The organism is Pacificispira sp. HM-600 (assembly GCF_977993705.1).
In genome coordinates, this window is record NZ_OZ388079.1 from 3,160,965 (window position 1) to 3,177,587 (window position 16,623).

The 16,623-nt window shown below is 68.2% G+C and carries 18 protein-coding genes; 9 read left to right on the forward strand and 9 right to left on the reverse strand.

All coding sequences use genetic code 11. From position 1 onward, the window contains the following. Positions 1-68: 68 nt before the first annotated feature. On the reverse strand, positions 69-665 hold the full coding sequence (locus tag ACXZ1E_RS15085) for a DedA family protein (RefSeq protein WP_458041264.1): 597 nt from the start codon (positions 663-665) through the stop codon (positions 69-71). 180 nt (positions 666-845) lie between these two features. Between ACXZ1E_RS15085 and ACXZ1E_RS15090 the strand changes: the two genes are divergently transcribed. Beyond that, entirely contained in the window at positions 846-2,873 is a 2,028-nt protein-coding gene (locus ACXZ1E_RS15090; protein WP_458041265.1) for a GDSL-type esterase/lipase family protein, read from the forward strand. Positions 2,874-2,880: 7 nt separating this feature from the next. On the opposite strand, the gene ACXZ1E_RS15095 is transcribed toward ACXZ1E_RS15090, so the two are convergent. Further along, on the reverse strand, positions 2,881-3,600 hold the full coding sequence (locus ACXZ1E_RS15095) for a response regulator (protein WP_458041266.1): 720 nt from the start codon (positions 3,598-3,600) through the stop codon (positions 2,881-2,883). Then, entirely contained in the window at positions 3,597-4,877 is a 1,281-nt protein-coding gene (locus ACXZ1E_RS15100) for an ATP-binding protein (protein ID WP_458041267.1), read from the reverse strand. Before ACXZ1E_RS15100 ends, ACXZ1E_RS15095 begins: the two co-directional genes overlap by 4 nt. A 222-nt stretch (positions 4,878-5,099) precedes the next feature. Here ACXZ1E_RS15100 and ACXZ1E_RS15105 point away from each other — a divergent pair, with 222 nt between their 5' ends. After that, positions 5,100-6,545: a cation:dicarboxylate symporter family transporter gene (locus tag ACXZ1E_RS15105; RefSeq protein ID WP_458351989.1), complete on the forward strand. Its 1,446-nt coding sequence runs from the start codon at positions 5,100-5,102 to the stop codon at positions 6,543-6,545. Positions 6,546-6,605: 60 nt separating this feature from the next. Here ACXZ1E_RS15105 and ACXZ1E_RS15110 read toward each other — a convergent pair whose 3' ends face one another. Further along, the gene (locus ACXZ1E_RS15110; RefSeq protein ID WP_458041268.1) at positions 6,606-7,112 is read right to left on the reverse strand and encodes a helix-turn-helix domain-containing protein; all 507 of its coding nucleotides are present in this window, start codon (positions 7,110-7,112) and stop codon (positions 6,606-6,608) included. Between the two features lie 188 nt (positions 7,113-7,300). On the opposite strand from ACXZ1E_RS15110, the gene ACXZ1E_RS15115 reads away from it, so the two are divergent. Then, positions 7,301-7,996: an alpha/beta hydrolase gene (locus ACXZ1E_RS15115; RefSeq protein ID WP_458041269.1), complete on the forward strand. Its 696-nt coding sequence runs from the start codon at positions 7,301-7,303 to the stop codon at positions 7,994-7,996. A gap of 47 nt (positions 7,997-8,043) precedes the next feature. Here ACXZ1E_RS15115 and ACXZ1E_RS15120 read toward each other — a convergent pair whose 3' ends face one another. The 3 genes from ACXZ1E_RS15120 to ACXZ1E_RS15130 are packed head-to-tail and all read right to left on the reverse strand — an operon-like array spanning position 8,044 to position 8,667. Next, the gene (locus ACXZ1E_RS15120) at positions 8,044-8,208 is read right to left on the reverse strand and encodes a hypothetical protein (RefSeq protein ID WP_458041270.1); all 165 of its coding nucleotides are present in this window, start codon (positions 8,206-8,208) and stop codon (positions 8,044-8,046) included. A 2-nt stretch (positions 8,209-8,210) separates the two neighbouring features. Next, on the reverse strand, positions 8,211-8,468 hold the full coding sequence (locus ACXZ1E_RS15125; RefSeq protein ID WP_458041271.1) for a hypothetical protein: 258 nt from the start codon (positions 8,466-8,468) through the stop codon (positions 8,211-8,213). Between the two features lie 13 nt (positions 8,469-8,481). Continuing rightward, a complete protein-coding gene (locus ACXZ1E_RS15130; RefSeq protein WP_396642084.1) occupies positions 8,482-8,667 on the reverse strand; it encodes a DUF5302 domain-containing protein in 186 nt (61 codons plus the stop codon). A 365-nt stretch (positions 8,668-9,032) separates the two neighbouring features. Here ACXZ1E_RS15130 and ACXZ1E_RS15135 point away from each other — a divergent pair, with 365 nt between their 5' ends. The 4 genes from ACXZ1E_RS15135 (at position 9,033) to ACXZ1E_RS15150 (ending at position 13,809) form a co-directional block, all read left to right on the forward strand. Then, entirely contained in the window at positions 9,033-11,297 is a 2,265-nt protein-coding gene (locus ACXZ1E_RS15135) for a polyribonucleotide nucleotidyltransferase (RefSeq protein ID WP_458041272.1), read from the forward strand. A 223-nt stretch (positions 11,298-11,520) separates the two neighbouring features. Next, positions 11,521-12,540 carry an aldo/keto reductase gene (locus ACXZ1E_RS15140; protein WP_458041273.1) on the forward strand — a complete coding sequence of 340 codons (1,020 nt, stop codon included), beginning with the start codon at positions 11,521-11,523 and terminating at the stop codon, positions 12,538-12,540. A 116-nt stretch (positions 12,541-12,656) separates the two neighbouring features. Next, entirely contained in the window at positions 12,657-13,259 is a 603-nt protein-coding gene (locus ACXZ1E_RS15145; protein WP_458041274.1) for a histidine phosphatase family protein, read from the forward strand. Positions 13,260-13,494: 235 nt separating this feature from the next. Next, the gene (locus tag ACXZ1E_RS15150) at positions 13,495-13,809 is read left to right on the forward strand and encodes a hypothetical protein (protein WP_458041275.1); all 315 of its coding nucleotides are present in this window, start codon (positions 13,495-13,497) and stop codon (positions 13,807-13,809) included. A 49-nt stretch (positions 13,810-13,858) separates the two neighbouring features. Here the strand turns inward: ACXZ1E_RS15150 and ACXZ1E_RS15155 are convergent, their stop codons facing one another. Then, entirely contained in the window at positions 13,859-14,347 is a 489-nt protein-coding gene (locus ACXZ1E_RS15155; RefSeq protein ID WP_458041276.1) for a GNAT family N-acetyltransferase, read from the reverse strand. Between the two features lie 68 nt (positions 14,348-14,415). Here ACXZ1E_RS15155 and dapB point away from each other — a divergent pair, with 68 nt between their 5' ends. Continuing rightward, positions 14,416-15,228 (forward strand): 4-hydroxy-tetrahydrodipicolinate reductase, encoded by an 813-nt coding sequence (gene dapB, locus ACXZ1E_RS15160; RefSeq protein ID WP_458041277.1) that lies wholly within the window; start codon positions 14,416-14,418, stop codon positions 15,226-15,228. Then, complete coding sequence (locus ACXZ1E_RS15165) at positions 15,225-15,698, forward strand: hypothetical protein (RefSeq protein ID WP_458041278.1); 474 nt, start codon at positions 15,225-15,227, stop codon at positions 15,696-15,698. Before dapB ends, ACXZ1E_RS15165 begins: the two co-directional genes overlap by 4 nt. Before the next feature lie 15 nt (positions 15,699-15,713). Here the strand turns inward: ACXZ1E_RS15165 and ACXZ1E_RS15170 are convergent, their stop codons facing one another. Next, on the reverse strand, positions 15,714-16,610 hold the full coding sequence (locus tag ACXZ1E_RS15170; protein WP_458041279.1) for a TIGR01777 family oxidoreductase: 897 nt from the start codon (positions 16,608-16,610) through the stop codon (positions 15,714-15,716). Positions 16,611-16,623: the final 13 nt, after the last annotated feature.

Here is a 16,623-nt window from a genome sequence, read left to right on the forward strand (position 1 = left end):
TGCGGACGTCGTGCACTCGCGGAAGCCGCTCACTCAAAGACCGAGGTTCGGATGCTTCGCCGCGCCCGTCAGGCCCGAGGTGCGCGCCGCCAGCGCGCGGCGAGTACGGCGTCGAGAGCCACGCCGAGCAGCAGCGCGACCGCGATCGAGGCCAGGATCGCCAGCACCGGCGCATTCGGCAGAAGCGTGGCGACGACCGTGCCGACGAGCGCCTGGTAGGCCGCCCATCCCAGCGCGGCGAGCGCCGCGAGCGGCAAGTACCGCGAGGCGCTCACCCCACTCGCCCCCGCAGTCAGGTTGACGGCCAGGCGGGCGAAGGGGATGAATCGCGCCGTGAAGACGATCACGGCCGTGCTGCGCGCCAGACGCGCCCGCGCCCACGTGAACGCGGCGGCGATGCGTGGCCGACGCATCCATCCCCACCGTTCGAGACCGACGCGCCGCCCGACCACGAAGCAGATGGTGTCGCCGAGGAACGCGCCCGCCGCGGCGACGCCGATGATCGTGACGAGGGGCGGGTCCCCGGTGACCACACTCAGCGCGGCGAGCGCCGTCACCGCAGTCTCGCCGGGGATCACGACGAGGAATGCGTCACCGACCACCAGGGCGAACATCGCCAGAAGCGCCCAGGGGCTCGCGGCGATCGCTGCGAGCACATCGTCCATCACCCCCTGTGGATAGCAAGGCCGTATGAACGGCGAGCGAACACGGCAAAGACCGGCCCCGCTGCGGTGCGCGACCCTGCGGCATCCGTCCGGTGACGCGGATGCGTGCGGTCGGTGAACTCTCGGTGCTCAGCCCCGTTTCGGCACATCCGGCGCCCACACCCGCGTCACCCTGGACAGGTGAGAGTCGCCCTGCTGGCGGAATCCGCCCTGCCCCACATGAACGGCGTGACCGGTTCGGTCGCGCAGGTTCTGCGTCACCTCCGCCGCGAAGGTCACGAGACTCTCGTGATCGCCCCGCACCCGGGTGGAGCGGCACCGGGCGCGCGAAAGATGCTGCCGGACTTCACGGACGCACGGACGGAGTTGCTCCGCTCGGTGCCGTTGCCGTCGTACCCCGACGTGCGCGTTGTGTTCGCGCGGACGGCGTACCTCACGAGGCTGCTGCGGGATTTCGCCCCGGATGTCGTCCACCTGGCGTCCCCGTTCGTGCTCGGCTCGCAAGGGGTCGCTGCCGCGGATGTGCTGCGGGTGCCGTCCGTCGCGATCTACCAGACGGATGTCATCGCCTACGCCGAGAAATACGGTGTCGTCGGCGCCGCACCGCTCGTCGCGCGGCACGTTGCCCGTCTGCACCGCCGTGCGACCCTGACGCTCGCTCCCTCGTCGGCGGCGATCGCACAGCTCGAGGCCCTCGGCATCGACCGTCTGCGGCCGTGGGGTCGTGGTGTCGACGCCGAACGATTCGCCCCCGAGCGCCGCAGTGAGGCCTGGCGGCAGCGGATCGCGCCGGGCGAGATCCTCGTCGGTTATGCGGGCCGGTTGGCAGCCGAGAAGCAGGTCGAAGACCTGCGCACCCTGACCGACCTGCCGGGTGTGCGGCTCGTGATCATCGGCGACGGACCCGATCGCGCGCGCCTGCGGGCAGCGCTCCCGACCGCCGTCTTCACGGGATTCCTCGACGGCCTGGATCTCGCCGAGGCTCTCGCGAGCCTCGATATCTTCGTCCACCCGGGCGAGAGTGAGACCTTCTGCCAGACCGTTCAAGAGGCGCACGCGAGCGGCATCCCGGTCGTCGCAACCGGACGCGGCGGCCCGGTCGATCTCGTCCGCAGCAGCATCGACGGGTGGCTGTACCAGCCGGGCGATCTGCGCGACCTGCGGGCGCGGGTCGCCGACCTCACGGGCGACGAGGCCAAGCGCCGCTCGTTCGGCATCGCCGCACGCGAGGGGGTTCGGCACCGAACGTGGGAAGCACTCTGCCGAGAGCTCGTCGACCGATACGACGAGGCCCGCATCCTGCGCCCGATCGACGATGCCCTGCTCGCCCGGGGCATCACGCGGCCCGAACTCCCGCCGACACCGACCGCCCCCACGGCGGCGGCGCCCGGATGGCGGCGGTACGTCGCCCTCGGTGACTCGATCACCGAGGGGCTCTGCGACGCCTCGCGCGCCCCATCCGGGCAGTACCGCGGGTGGGCGGATCGCCTGGCGCTGATGCTCGCGTCCGTGTCGGCCTCCGGGGGTGCCCGAGGCGGATCCGTCCGCTACGCCAACCTCGCGATCCGCAGCAGCCCCATGCGGGATGTGGTGGGCCGCCAGCTTCCGGCCGCGCTCGATCTGCGGCCCGACCTCGTCTCGGTGCTGATCGGCGCGAACGACCTGGTCAAGCAGGGTGCGAACCCCGTGCGCCTCGCCGCCGAGGTCGAACAGATCGTGCGGACGCTGCGCGCGACGGGTGCGGATGTGCTGCTCGCGACGCCGTTCCTGCCGCACCGTCGCGCGGCCCACATCTTCGCCCGCCGGTTCGCGCGATACAACTCGGAGCTGCGCCGCATCGCCCGCGACACCGGGGCGCTGCTGCTCGATGTCGAAGCGCTGCCGAGCGTGTCCCAGCTCGATCTCTGGGCCGAAGACGGCGTGCACCTGCGATCGGCGGGCCACCGTTTGCTCGCCTACCGCGCGGCCGATGTCCTCGGCGTTCCCGACGCTCAACAGCTTGGTCTCCTCGAGGCCGCGCTGCACGCTGACCAAGCGGCGGAAGACGAGGATGCCTCGGGCCCGAAGCGACTATGGCTGACCGCGCACGCCCTCCCGTGGGTGTGGCGGGAGCTGCGCGGCAAGACCGCCGGCGACGGTCTCTCGGCCAAGCATTCCGACTACGTCGTGCTGCCAGGTCGCGCTCGCCGCAGGACGCGCACGAGCTGAGACATCCTCACCCGCGCCAGGCGTACTCGGTCTCGGGGCGTCCCGGAGTGCCCCAGCGCGAACTGCGATCGGCACGCCCCACGTCGGCGAGGTGCTCGAGGTACCGCCGCGCGGCAACCCGCGAGAGACCCAGTGCCGCGCCGGCTTCGGCAGCAGACAGGGGGCCGCTCCCGCGGAGGGCCGCGGTTACGCGATCGAGCGTGTCGGCTGAAAGCCCCTTCGGTGGCGTCGCGGCCGCGGTCGGGTGGAGTGCCCCGAGCAGCGCGTCCACCTCGGCCTGGGTCGCCTGGCCGGATGCCTCGCGCGACCGCCGCCTAAACGCGGCGTACTGCTCCAGGCGTTCGCGGAACATCCCGAACGTGAAGGGTTTGATCAGGTACTGGGCGACACCGAGCGCCAGGGCCGTGCGAACGACCTCGGCGTCGCGGACTCCGGTGATCGCGATGATGTCGATAGGCGCACCCCGGGCGCGGATGAGGCGCGCGAGATCAAGACCGTGACCGTCCGGCATGGTCATGTCGAGCAGCACCAGGTCGATACGTGCGCCGACGGATGCCTCGAACACTGCGGCAACGGCGGCGCGGGCGCCCGCGCACTCGGCGACTACCGCGAACCCGTCGAGCTTGTCGATGTACGCGCGGTGCAGTTCGCGGGTCAGTCGTTCGTCGTCGACGATCAGCACGCCGACCGCCTCATCATCCGCCGTCGCCCTCGCGTCGCCGGTCATGACAGCCTTCCCGGCAGGACGACCCGAAAGGTGGTGGGGGAGTCACTCACGGTGATCTCGCCCCCGTTGGCTGCCACGATGTCGCGAACGAGCGCGAGGCCCACGCCGCGGCCCGACGGTCCCGCGCGCTTCGTGCTGAACCCGCGCTCAAACATGCGAGCACGCACCTCGGCAGGAATCGGGGACCCGCTATCGCTCACGCTCACCGCGACCGCCGTGCCGGACCGATCGATCCGCACGCGAACCCACCGCGGCTCGCCTCCGGCCGCAGCCGCGTCGATCGCGTTGTCGATCAGGTTGCCCACCACTGAGACGGCGTCCACCGCACCCAGCTCTGATCGCGGTGCATCGGGCTCGATGTCGACGCTCCAGCCGACACCGAGTTCGGACGCCTGCGAAGCCTTGCCGAGCAGCAGTGCCTCGACCGCCGGCTCTCCTTCTCGGAGAGGCGACATCCGGTCAACGAGTTCCTGACTCTCGCGCGTGCGCTCCGTCAGCAGCTCGATAGCCTCGGCGCCCCGGCCGAGTTCGATGAGCGCGACCGCCGTATGCATTCGATTGCCGTGCTCGTGCGCCTGTGCGCGCAGCGCCTCGCCGAGGGTCCTCACTGATTCGTAGGACGACACGGCGTCCCGCACAGCGCTCGCCGGCAGGTCGCCCGCCACGCGCCGGGTCAGCCGACGCGCGAGCCACGCGGCGACGGCGCCGATCACGACGAGCGTGGCGGTGAGCCCCAGAATCGCCGGGATGCGTCCCCACAGCTCGCCCGCAACGCTCTGCACGGTCACGCCGGCCGCGACGAGCCCGACGACCCGCCCGTCCACCATCACGGGCACGACGGCACGCACCGACGGTCCGAGAGTGCCGGTGAACTCCTCGAGCACGACCTCGCCCGCGGCGGCGTCCGCGATCGTACCGATGTAGGGCAGGCCGATCTGCGCAGGATCCGGGTGCGTCAGCCGGATGCCCTCCGGCGTCATGATCGTGACGAAGTCGATGGGGGTTTCGGCCGTGACCTCGACGGCGAGGGGTTGCAGCGCATCCGTCGCATCCGTCCCGCCCGCCGCGACCGCCTGCGCAACAGCTGGATCGCTCGCGAGCGAACGTGCCACGGCAAGGGTGAGCGTCTCGGCCTCGCGCCGCTCGTCCGCGAGCGCGACGACCACGAGGGCGATACCGATTACCGCCGCGACCGCGACCACGGCACCGAGAAAGACGAAGAAGACGCGGGATGCGGCGCTCGGCGTGCGGCGCTCGCTTCGGGGCGTGCGGGCCACCACGTCACCTCCTCATCGACGTCGACGTGACATCTCCGTCACATCTCTGGCATATGCAGTCCCATCCTGCCGCGCCGTCCGCGAATCGTGGTGCATCCTGCGCGAGACCAATACGACCGCAACCCGTTTGTCGGCCGTGGCGCGCGCACAGTACTCGCAGGAGATCGCCGAGCAATACCCAATAGGCGATCGCAACCAACGACGGTTCACCAGGAGGCAAAGATGGCTCAGGGCATCCCCAAGACGGGATCATTCACTCTCCCCAATTTCAACTGGCGCAGGGGCAAGAGGTCGTGGGACAAGCACACGTGGCTCTACGTCTCGGTCATCATCGCCGTCGTGCTGGGGGCGAGCATCGGACTGATCTGGCCCGAGGTCGGCATTGCGCTCGAGCCGATCGGCAAGGGGTTCGTGTCGCTCATCAAGATGATGATCGCGCCAATCATCTTCTGCACGATCGTCGTGGGCGTCGGGTCGATTGCCAAAGCAGCGACCGTCGGCAAGATCGGCGGGATGGCGCTTCTGTATTTCATGATCATGACGACCTTCGCTCTGGCGATCGGCCTCGTTGTCGGCAACATCATCCACCCGGGTGAGGGCCTGAACATGACGAACTCCACGTACGACGCCGACACGAGCGAGGCGAAGACGACCGAGGAGTTCATCCTCGGCATCATTCCCACCACGTTCTTCTCGGCTTTCACGGGTGAGAGCGTGCTTCAGGTACTGTTCATCGCCCTACTGGTCGGCTTCGCGCTGCAGAAGATGGGCAAGAAGGGCGAGCCCATCATGTTCGCGGTCAAGAACCTGCAGGCGCTCGTCTTCCGCATCCTCGGCATGATCCTGTGGCTCGCACCGCTCGGCGCATTCGGTGCGATCGCGGCCGTCGTCGGCAAGACCGGGTTCGCAGCCATCCTGAGTCTCGGCGTGCTGATGATCGCGTTCTACATCACGTGCGCCATCTTCGTCATCGGGATCCTCGGCACGCTGCTCTATGTTGTGGCGCGGGTCAACCTGTTCAGCCTGATGAAGTACCTCGCCCGCGAGTACCTGCTGATCGTCGGCACGTCGTCGTCCGAGTCCGCACTCCCGCGCCTGATCGCGAAGATGGAACACCTGGGCGTCTCGAAGCCCGTCGTGGGCATCACGGTGCCGACGGGGTACTCCTTCAACCTCGACGGCACGGCCATCTACCTCACGATGGCGTCGCTCTTCATCGCCGCCGGGATGGGAATGCCGATGTCGATTCCCGAACAGATCGGGCTGCTGTTGTTCATGGTCATCGCCTCGAAGGGCGCCGCGGGCGTTACGGGTGCCGGGTTGGCAACCCTCGCGGGTGGGCTGCAGGCCTACCGTCCCGACCTGGTCGACGGTGTCGGTGTGATCGTCGGCATCGACCGGTTCATGTCCGAGGGCCGCGCCGTCACGAACTTCACGGGCAACGCCGTGGCTACCGTGCTGATCGGAACGTGGGTCAAGGAGTTCGACGCGGCACGAGCGCGGCGCGTTCTCGCCGGTGATCTTCCGTTCGACGAGAGTACCCTGACGGGAACCGACCACGACGGCATGTCGAATGCCTCGGATGCCGTGGGCATCGAGGGGCTCGAAGCGGCCGCCGTCGCTGAAGATGAGCGCATCGAAACCCGCCGCGAACGCGCTGCTCGCTGAGCGAATAGTGGCGAGAGGCCCCTCGACCGGGTAGGTCGGGGGGTCTCTGCGTGCCATCGGTCAGGGTCGGAGCGACCCGGGCGTCGCGTCGAACCGGTCGCGGAAAGCGTGATGGAAGTGCGCCGTGTCGCGAAAACCGGATGCCGCAGCGATGGCTTCGATCGATAGCCCGTGCCAGGCGGGGGAGCGCAGCCGCTCGCGCGCGGCATCGAGCCGCGCCCCGAGCAACCAGTCGCGGAAGGTCTCCCCCGAGGCCCGGAAATCGTTCTGGATCGTCCTGACCGACACGTTGACGAACAGCGCATCGTCGGGCACCCGGGCGAGTGAGGCCGCATCGCGCCGCGCCTCGTGGCCCGGGGCGCGCATGCGCGACAGAATCGTCCCTTCCCAGTCGTAGGCGAGCACATCGGCGTCGAACGTGCCGGAAGACGGACGCTCAGGTCGGATGCCGAGGTACACATCGCAGAGCGCTTCGCGGAAGCTCTCGAACCGATCGGACTCGCGCTGATCCCTCGTCGTCGCGGCGAGGACAGGTACGGGATCGTCCTGCACAGACATTGCGCTCATCGCCATCGACTTTCGTTCCGTGCCAGTGCGGGCGTGGCCGCATGAACCTATCTTCATCCGTGTACGTGTGAGGCTCAAGCGGGCGCTGCCCGAACAGTGCCCGCCTGAGAACCGCGCGATCCCGACTGCGCGATCCCGACTGCACGATCCCGAATGCGCGATCCCGACGAAGATGACGGAGCGCCACGATGACCGATCGACCCACACTTCTGCTCGTCCACGGCGCCTGGCACGGCGCAGGGGCCTGGGAGCCCCTTCAGACCGAGCTTGCGTCACGGGGGTGGGATGTCCGCGCCCTCGATTTGCCGACGGTGCACGCCGACGACCCCCGCGGTCTCAACATGACGGATGATGCGGATGCGATCGCGGCCGCGATCGACGAGATCGGTGGTCCTGTAGCGGTCGTTGCCCACTCGTACGGTGGCGTGCCGACGACGCAGGGTGCGACATCCGATTCCGTCGTCCACATCGTCTACGTTGCCGCATTCGTGCTCGACGAGGGTGAGTCGCTGCTCGGTTCCGTCGGCGGAGTCGCACCCTCGTGGTGGGTCGTCGAGAGTCCGCTGGCGACCGCGGGCACCGTGGCTGAGCCCGCGGCCGGTCTGTTCTTCGGCGATGTCGACGAGGACACCGCTGCCGAAGCCGTGGGTCGGTTGAAGGCGCAGAGCAGCGCCGCGTTCAGCGACGAAGTCACCACGGTCGCCTGGCGTGAAAAGCCCACGACCTACGTCATTACGGAGCAGGACGTGATCTTCCCGCTACCCGCGCAAGAGGCCCTTGCCGCTCGTTCGGGGTCGACCGCGGTGCGGATGGACACCAGCCACTCGCCGTTCCTGTCGAAGCCTGCCGAACTGGCCGACGTCATCGACAACGCGCTCAGCTGAGTCGACGCGGTCGAGGCGTCGTGGCCGGGCTCACCCGAACGGGAGCCTCAGCCCTCGATGCCCTGCTCGTACTGCTCGAGTTCCAGCTCGAGCTGGCGGCGCAGCTCGGCGGTCTGCAGGGCCGTGAGCTCGTCGCCCGCATCGCCCGGGGCATCGCCCATGGTGACCGCGTCGCGCTCTTCGCCGGTGTTGGGTTCTCGTCGATCGGACATCGTCACTCCTCGCCGTACGGGGGCAGGTTATCGGCGCCGACCTCGGTCGAGAGCGCGGCGTCCGCCTCGCCCTCGAGGCCGGCGTCCAGGTCATCATCGAGGTTCTCGTCGTCCGTGACAGTCTCGGTATCGGCGGGCGCCTCCGGGTCGATCGCGTGCGTCGCGTGAATCACCGTTTCGGGGTCTACGGAATTCGAGAGCGCCGCGTCGCGGGCAGCCGCGTCCTCGTCAATCTCCTCGAAAGTGGGCTCGAAGACCATCGGATGCTCCTTCTCAGCCGCTCTTGCGTCGGAACTCGCGCTTGACCGAGGCGGGGCCCTGCGTCGCGTGAACGGCGGAATCACCGTTCAGGTGAGCCTCGCCCTCGCGATGCTTGGCGTTCTTCTTTTCGAGCGCCTCTTTGAATTTGCGCTTGACATCGTCGGCTGCCGCGGTGGGCGCCTTGTCGTCGGTACTCATGTTCGCCAGCCTACGCGGGCCTGCGGCGGCGGGGGAGTGCCCTCGCGTCCGGTTGGGTCCGCGCCGCACGGGCGATTCCGAAGGCCCCGCTGATAGGGTGGGTGACGATGGTGTGGCATTCGTCGTGTCATCAAACAATTTCATACGCATCGCGAACCGCGGTGCACCTGGAGCAGGCCGGCAGAAAGCTGGTCCCCTGTGGTGGTCTCCTCGTCGCGAATGCGCCGGGTGGATTTCTACTGGTGGCCAGCGCAGGCTAGATCGCGTATTGCGCGCCGCGCGCCCATATCTGCCTGTTCCTGCTTCTTCGCACACACTCGTGCGCCATACGGGCGTGCGAGTCGAAACAAAGAAGGAGAGACCTCTTGGAAGGTCCTGAAATCACATCCGCCGAGGCCGTTCTCGATAACGGCCGCTTCGGCACCCGCACCATTCGCTTCGAGACCGGCCGCCTCGCGCAGCAGGCTCAGGGCGCCGTTGCCGCTTACCTCGACAACGAGACCATGCTTCTCTCGGCCACCAGCGCCGGAAAGCACCCCCGCGAGGGCTTCGACTTCTTCCCGCTGACGGTGGATGTCGAAGAGCGCTCGTACGCCGCCGGAAAGATCCCCGGCTCGTTCTTCCGCCGCGAGGGTCGCCCCTCGACCGAGGCCATCCTCGTCTGCCGTCTGATCGACCGGCCGCTGCGCCCCTCATTCGTTGAGGGTCTGCGCAACGAGGTCCAGATCGTCATCACGGTCCTCTCCATTGCTCCGGGTGAGTTCTACGACGCCCTCGCGATCAACGCCGCCTCGGCGTCGACCCAGATCTCGGGCCTGCCCTTCTCCGGACCGATCGCCGGCGTTCGCCTCGCGCTCATCCCGGGCCACGGCGAGCACGCCGACCAGTGGGTCGCGTTCCCGACCGTCACCCAGCTCGAAGAGGCCGTCTTCGACCTCATCGTCGCCGGACGCGTCCTCGCCGATGGCGACGTCGCGATCATGATGGTCGAGGCCGAAGCCACGGAAGGCAGCTGGAACCTCATCAAGAGCGGCGCCGTCAAGCCGAACGAGGCCGTCGTTGCCGAGGGCCTCGAGGCCGCCAAGCCGTTCCTGCGCGAGCTCGTCGCTGCCCAGCAGACGCTGGCCAACACAGCGGCGAAAGAAATCGCGAACTACCCGGTCTTCCTGCCGTACAGCCGCGAGACCTACGATTTCGTCGCGCACCGCGCATACGACCCGCTTGTCGGCATCTACCAGATCGCCGACAAGGTCGAGCGTCAGGCCGCCGACGACGAGCTCAAGGACCGGGTCAAGGGCGAACTGCTCGCGGCCGTCGAGTCCGGCGAGCTGCAGGCCGTCGCGACTCTCGAGTTCTCGGCCGCGTACAAGTCCGTCACGAAGAAGATCGTCCGTGGACGCATCCTCGCCGACGGCGTGCGCATCGATGGACGTGGACTTGCCGATATCCGTGCGCTCGACGCACAGGTCGACGTGATTCCCCGCGTGCACGGCTCGGCGATCTTCCAGCGCGGCGAGACCCAGATCCTGGGTGTCACCACGCTGAACATGCTCAAGATGGAGCAGCAGATCGACTCGCTGTCGCCGATCACGCACAAGCGCTACATGCACCACTACAACTTCCCGCCGTACTCGACCGGTGAGACCGGCCGTGTGGGAAGCCCGAAGCGTCGCGAGATCGGGCACGGCTTCCTGGCCGAGCGCGCCCTCGTGCCCGTGCTGCCCTCGCGTGAAGAGTTCCCGTACGCCATCCGTCAGGTCTCTGAGGCGCTGTCGTCCAACGGCTCGACGTCGATGGGCTCGGTCTGCGCCTCGACCCTGGCCCTGCTGAACGCCGGTGTGCCGCTGCGCGCACCCGTCGCCGGTATCGCCATGGGTCTGGTCTCGGACGAGGTCGACGGACAGACGCGCTACGCCGCCCTGACCGACATCCTCGGCGCCGAAGACGCCCTCGGTGACATGGACTTCAAGGTCGCCGGTACGAGCGAATTCGTCACGGCGATCCAGCTCGACACCAAGCTCGACGGCATCCCGACCTCGGTTCTGACCGCGGCGCTGCAGCAAGCGAAGGATGCGCGTCTCGCCATCCTCGACCTGATCAACGCCACGATCGACGCACCTGATGAGATGGCGGCCACCGCGCCTCGTGTCATCAGCGTGCAGATTCCGGTCGACAAGATCGGCGAGCTCATCGGGCCCAAGGGCAAGACGATCAACTCGATCCAGGACACCACCGGCGCTCAGATCTCGATCGAGGAAGACGGCACCGTGTACATCGGTGCCGTCGACGGTCCCTCGGCCGAGGCCGCTCGCGCGCAGGTCAACGCGATCGCCAACCCTACCAACCCCGAGGTCGGCGAGCAGTTCCTCGGAACCGTCGTCAAGCTCGCGACGTTCGGTGCGTTCATCTCGCTCCTGCCCGGCAAGGACGGTCTTCTCCACGTCAGCGAGGTCCGCAAGCTCGCCGGTGGCAAGCGTGTCGAGAACGTCGAAGACGTGCTGAGTGTCGGTCAGAAGATCCTCGTGAAGATCACGAAGATCGATGACCGCGGCAAGCTGTCGCTCGAGCCGGTCGTGGAAGAGTCCGCCGACCAGGGTGCCGCCGAAGGCGCGCCCGAGGTTGCTGTCTGAGCCTGATCCTCTTCGGATAGACGAAGCCCCTGCGCCCTCGGCGGGTTCGGGGGCTTCGCTGTTCGTCGTGACCAAAGCGTTATGGCTAGTTCATTGGTTCGTCATCGGAACGCGCACGACGGTCGGTGGGCTGCTTTACTCTCGAAGAAAGCGTCGGGGGGCGCGACAGAAGGCAAGAAAAAAGTCGCGACTCGTGGCATCTAGCGCGCGAGGGGGTGGGAGCATGAGTTCCTTCGGCACGGGCACCGACCTGTCGGCCGGGCAAGCATCGCCGCCGCCACACCCCTCGTCGCCCATCCCCATCCTCGGTCCGAGCATCGGACACGGCATGCGCGTCGCTCTCGGCGAGACCGGCCTCGAGATCTTCCCGCTCATGCTGGGTGGTGCGGAGTTCGGCTGGAACATCGATCTGTCGACTAGCCACCGCATCATCGACCGCTATGTCGAGCTCGGCGGCAACGCCCTGCACACGGCGGACGCGTTCTCCGCGGGCCGCAGCGAGCACATCATCGGTCAATGGTTGGCCTCCCGTCAGACCCGCGACGACATGACCGTCGCCGTACGAGTCGGGGCGCACCCCGACAACCCGGGTCTTGGCCCGGTGAACCTCGTGCGTGCCGTCGAGGCATCCCTCGTACGACTGGGCACCGACCACATCGATGTTCTCTATCTCGACGGTGCCGATACATCGGTTCCCCTGGAAGAGACCCTGGCCACGGCCGAGTGGCTGATCGGTTCGGGCAAGGTGCGCCACCTCGGCGCCGCAGCCTTCACGCCCGAGCGCCTCGTCGAGGCACGGATACTCGCCTCAGCCGGCTACCCGCGCTTCACGGTGCTCGACGCGCACTACAACGTCGTGCACCGTGCCGCGTTCGAAGGCGATCTGCGCCTCGTCGCCGGGGCGCAGGGAATCGCGGTCACACCCTCGCATCCTCTCGCTCACGGGTTCTTGTCGGGGCGGCACCGCAGCCGGGACCGCGTCGGCCTGTCGGCGCGGGGTATGCAGGTTGCGGCATATCTCAATCGGCGCGGCCAGAAGGTACTCAAGGCGCTGGACGCGATCGCCCTCGAACTCTCGGTGCCGGACGCCGCGGTCGCCGTCGCCTGGCTCCTCGCGCAGCGCAACGTGGTGGCACCGATCGTCAACGCCTACGCGCCCGAGCACGTCGAAGAACTGACGCAGGGCGTGGGCGTGCAGCTGAGCCGTGCGCACCTGGGCGAGCTCTCCCGCGCCGCCCAGTGACGCTCGCTCGGAGTCGCGGTCGGACCACGCCGAGATCGTTTCGTGACACGGCGCATTCGTGACCTAGGCTGGAAACGGCGTGGCATCGGGGCACGTCGAGACGAAAGTGAGCGAGGATGACGCACTTCATCTACCTCGTTCGCCACGGCGAGCACCAGGATGCCGAGCACGGGCTCGTCGACGGTCCGCTCTCTCCGCGGGGTCAGCGCCAGGCCTCCCTGATCGCCGATCGTCTGTCGGGGATTCCGCTCAGCGCCGTCTGGCACTCGCCCCTGTTGCGGGCGACGGAGACGGCCCGCATGGTCGCCGAGCGGATGCCCGCCGTCACCCCGCAGGCCTCGTCGCTGCTTTTCGACTGCGTTCCGACGGGTATGACGCCCGAGACTCCCGCGGTCTACGAGCCGTTTTTCGGATCGGTCACCGACGCCGAGATCGAGGCCGGTCACGCGCAGATGGCGGACGCCGTGAGCGAGTTTCTCGTGCGTCGCACGGGCGAGGTTCACGAGCTCGTCATCACGCACAACTTCGTGATCAGCTGGTTCGTGCGCGAGGTTCTCGGTGCGCCCGAGTGGCGCTGGATGACGCTCAATCAGGCCCACTGCGGTCTGACGGTGATTGCGCAGAAGCAGGGGCGCCCGTGGACGCTCCTAACACACAACGACCTCGCGCACCTGCCGTTCGAACTCCGCACGGGCTTGCCCGAGACCCACCCGGTCTGAGCTCGGCGGGACCAGCCGCGGCTGGGGTGTATCCCTGGCGCACGCGTTCACAATTCAGTCCCCGCATGTGCTGCAAGGGCGGGTCGCCGCGGATTCGCGCGGCGCTAGAACTTGCAGAGACTGAATTGTGAACAGCGGGCTCGCGTGACGCGTTCGGGCGTCGTTGCTTCCGGCCGCCCGACTCGACCGCAGCGTGCCTCAATCGTGTGGCTACGCCGTCGTATAGGTTCGCTCCGTGGTGCCGCTGGAAAACCGCGATGGAATGGAGACCATCCTCGTGCGCCCGGGGTGGGGTCGCCGCGAGGTGATCGGCCCTGGTGCCCAGATCTCATCGAAGCTTCGGCGTCGGTTCCGAGAGTGGAAGAAAACCTGGCAGCACGTCTTGGACCCGGTGCTCGAGATCAGCTGGGCGAATCCTGAGGTCGGGCGTAGAGGGATCGCTGAGGGGAAGTCTCTCGTGATCGCTTTACAAGACGAGGTCGGACCCGCGTTCCGGGTCGTCGGGGATTTTGATGCCTACGATCCCGATGCCTACGATCCCGATGCCTGAGTCCCAGACACCGACGGACATTCCTGTGGGAGCCGTCACTGCGCGGGCGTCAGGCGTTGAGGACCTTGCCTAACCACACAGTCGCGTTCGGGTTGTCGTTGTAGGGCTCGATCGGAGTGAAGCCCGCCGACGCGTAGAGGCCGCCGGCAGCTTCGAGGGTGTGGTGAGTGTCGAGCACGAGCTCGGCCGCGCCCCAGGCCTGTGCCCGACGCTCGAGCTCGTCGAGGAGCAGGCGTCCCCACCCTCGGCCGCGCGTAGACGGGTCGAGGTAGAGGTGCTTCACTTCGTATCGCACCCCGGCCGGACCATCGGGGATGCGCCGGATTCCTCCGCACCCCACCTCCGTGCGTGCGCCCGCCTCGGCGTCCCCGTTCTGGACCACGAGGAACACTCCATCCGGCGCGACGAACGCCGAAGCATCCGGATACGTCGGTCGATACGCACCGCCCGGGAACACTTCGGCGCGGGCCGCGAAGTACTCGGTCAGCAGGTCATGGGCGGCCGGGGCATCCGCCGCCATCTCGATGAATCGCACCACGGATCGAGCCTATGCCGCCGCGGCCCGGCGTCCCGCCGGGCGTCACAAGGCGAACCTAGGATGGGCACATGACGACACGCGTAGCCATCGTGGGCGGAACCGGGCGCCTCGGCGGTGTGGTTCGCGACGTAATCGAGACGACCGAGGGCTACGAGGTCATTGCCGTGCTGTCCTCGCGCAGCGATATCACCGAGATCGACGGGTCGGATTTGGTGGTGGATGTCTCGAGCCCGGCGGTCTCGATCGACGTCGTCCGTGCGGCCATCGAGCGGGGCATCAACGTTCTGGTCGGCACCTCGGGGTGGTCGCAGGAGCGCATCGCGCTCGTCCGGCCGCTCGTCGAGGCGGCGGGCACCGGCGTCGTCTTCATCCCCAATTTCTCGCTCGGGTCGGTTATCGGCACGGCCCTCGCAGCTGCCGCGGCGCCCTTCTTTCCCTCGATCGAGATCGTCGAGGCGCACCACGAACGTAAGGTCGACTCGCCGAGCGGCACCGCGGTGCGCACGGCCGAGCTGATGGCTGCCGCCCGAGAGAGCGTCGGGCCGGTCGAGGCGCCGCACACCGACCAGCGCGCCCGCGGGCAGCGCGTCGCGAGCATCCCCGTCCATTCGCTTCGCCGGCCCGGCGTGATCGCACGCCAAGAGGTGCTGCTGTCGGGCCCGGGGGAGTCGCTGCAGATCGTCCACGACACGGTCGATCCGGCGTTGGCCTACGCCCCGGGCATCCGGATCGCTCTGGACGCGGCGCGTACCGTACGCGGCGTCGTCGTGGGCCTCGACCGATTCATCGACGTCGGTATCCGCCTGCCGGGAGACGAGCCCCAATCGCCGGTCGACGACGGCGGCGTGCCCGGACAGGTGGCGCGGGTTACCGGCCTGTGAAGGCACGCATCGGGGCGGCCATCATTGCCGTGGTGCTGGCACTCTACCTGGTGCTGGTTTCTCAGCGGGCGTACCTCCTGCTGACGTCAGGCGATCCGGTGGGCATTGCGATGGGAGTCGCGCTGTTCGTTCTGCCGGCGATCGCCGCGTGGGCCATCGGGCGCGAACTCTGGTTCGGGATGCGCGCGGAAAGCCTCGGTCGACGGCTCGAGCGCGAGGGCGCTCTCCCCGACGAGCAGCTGTCCGTGCGCCCGAGCGGGCGGGTCGATCGCGACGAGGCCGAGGCGCTCTTCCCGAAGTACCGCGACGAGGTCGAATCCGCCCCCGAGGACTGGCGTGCGTGGTACCGGCTCGGTCTCGCGTACGACGGTGCGGGGGACCGGCGGCGAGCTCGATCGGCCATACGGCAGGCGATCAGGTTCGAGTCCGCCGAACGGCGCGGCGACAGCACGAGCCACGGTGAGCGTTGACCTCGCGCGGCATGCTCAGCGCCCGACAGGAATGATCGCCGCGACCGCCTCGTCGACGGTCGCGTGCGTGAACGTGAAGCCGGATGCCTTGAGCGCGGCCGGAATGACATGCGCATCGACGAGAAGCACCGCGTCGGCCATGTCGCGTCCGAGTCCCAGCCGGAGAGCCCATGCGGGTGCGCGCAGGACGTAAGGGCGGTTCATGCGCCTCGCCAGCGCGAAGCCGAGGTCATTCGCGGTCGCCCGCGTCGGGCCCGACAGGTTGACGGGACCTTCGAGCTCGGCGTCGATGATGTGCCGGATGGCGCGCACTTCGTCGACGAGCGAGATCCAAGGCCACACCTGTGTGCCGCGGCCCATCGGTCCACTCAGCCCGAACTTCGTCAGCAGAATGAGCGGCTTCAAGACGCTCTCGGGGTGCACGACGGGTGCCGTCCGGAGAAGCGCGACGCGCGCGGTCCCGGCTGTGCGCGCGGTGGCCTCCCATTCGACGCACAGGTCGCTGAGGAATCCGCCACCGGGGCCCGCATCCTCGCGAAACTCGCGGCCGGGCACGGACCCGTAGTAGCCGATCGCGCTGGCGGACACGAATGCCGGAGCGTCGTCGCCGAGTGCCCGCAAAGCTTCCGCGAGGACTCCCGTGGCCTCGAGCCGTGACGAGACGAGGGTGCGCTTGTACGACGGCGTCCAGGGGATGTGCCCGATGCTCGCACCGTTCAGGTTGACGACGGCCGTGGCGCCCGCGAGCACGCTCGGATCGAGCGGCGACCCGTCCAACCAGCGAACCTCCGAAGGGCCCTGAGGCTCACGTCGAACGAGAGTCGTCACCTCGACACCGTCGGCGAGAAGACTGTCGGTGAGCGTCCGGCCGATGAGGCCCGAGGCGCCCGCGATGACGACGCGTTGAGACATCCGATCCGCCCGC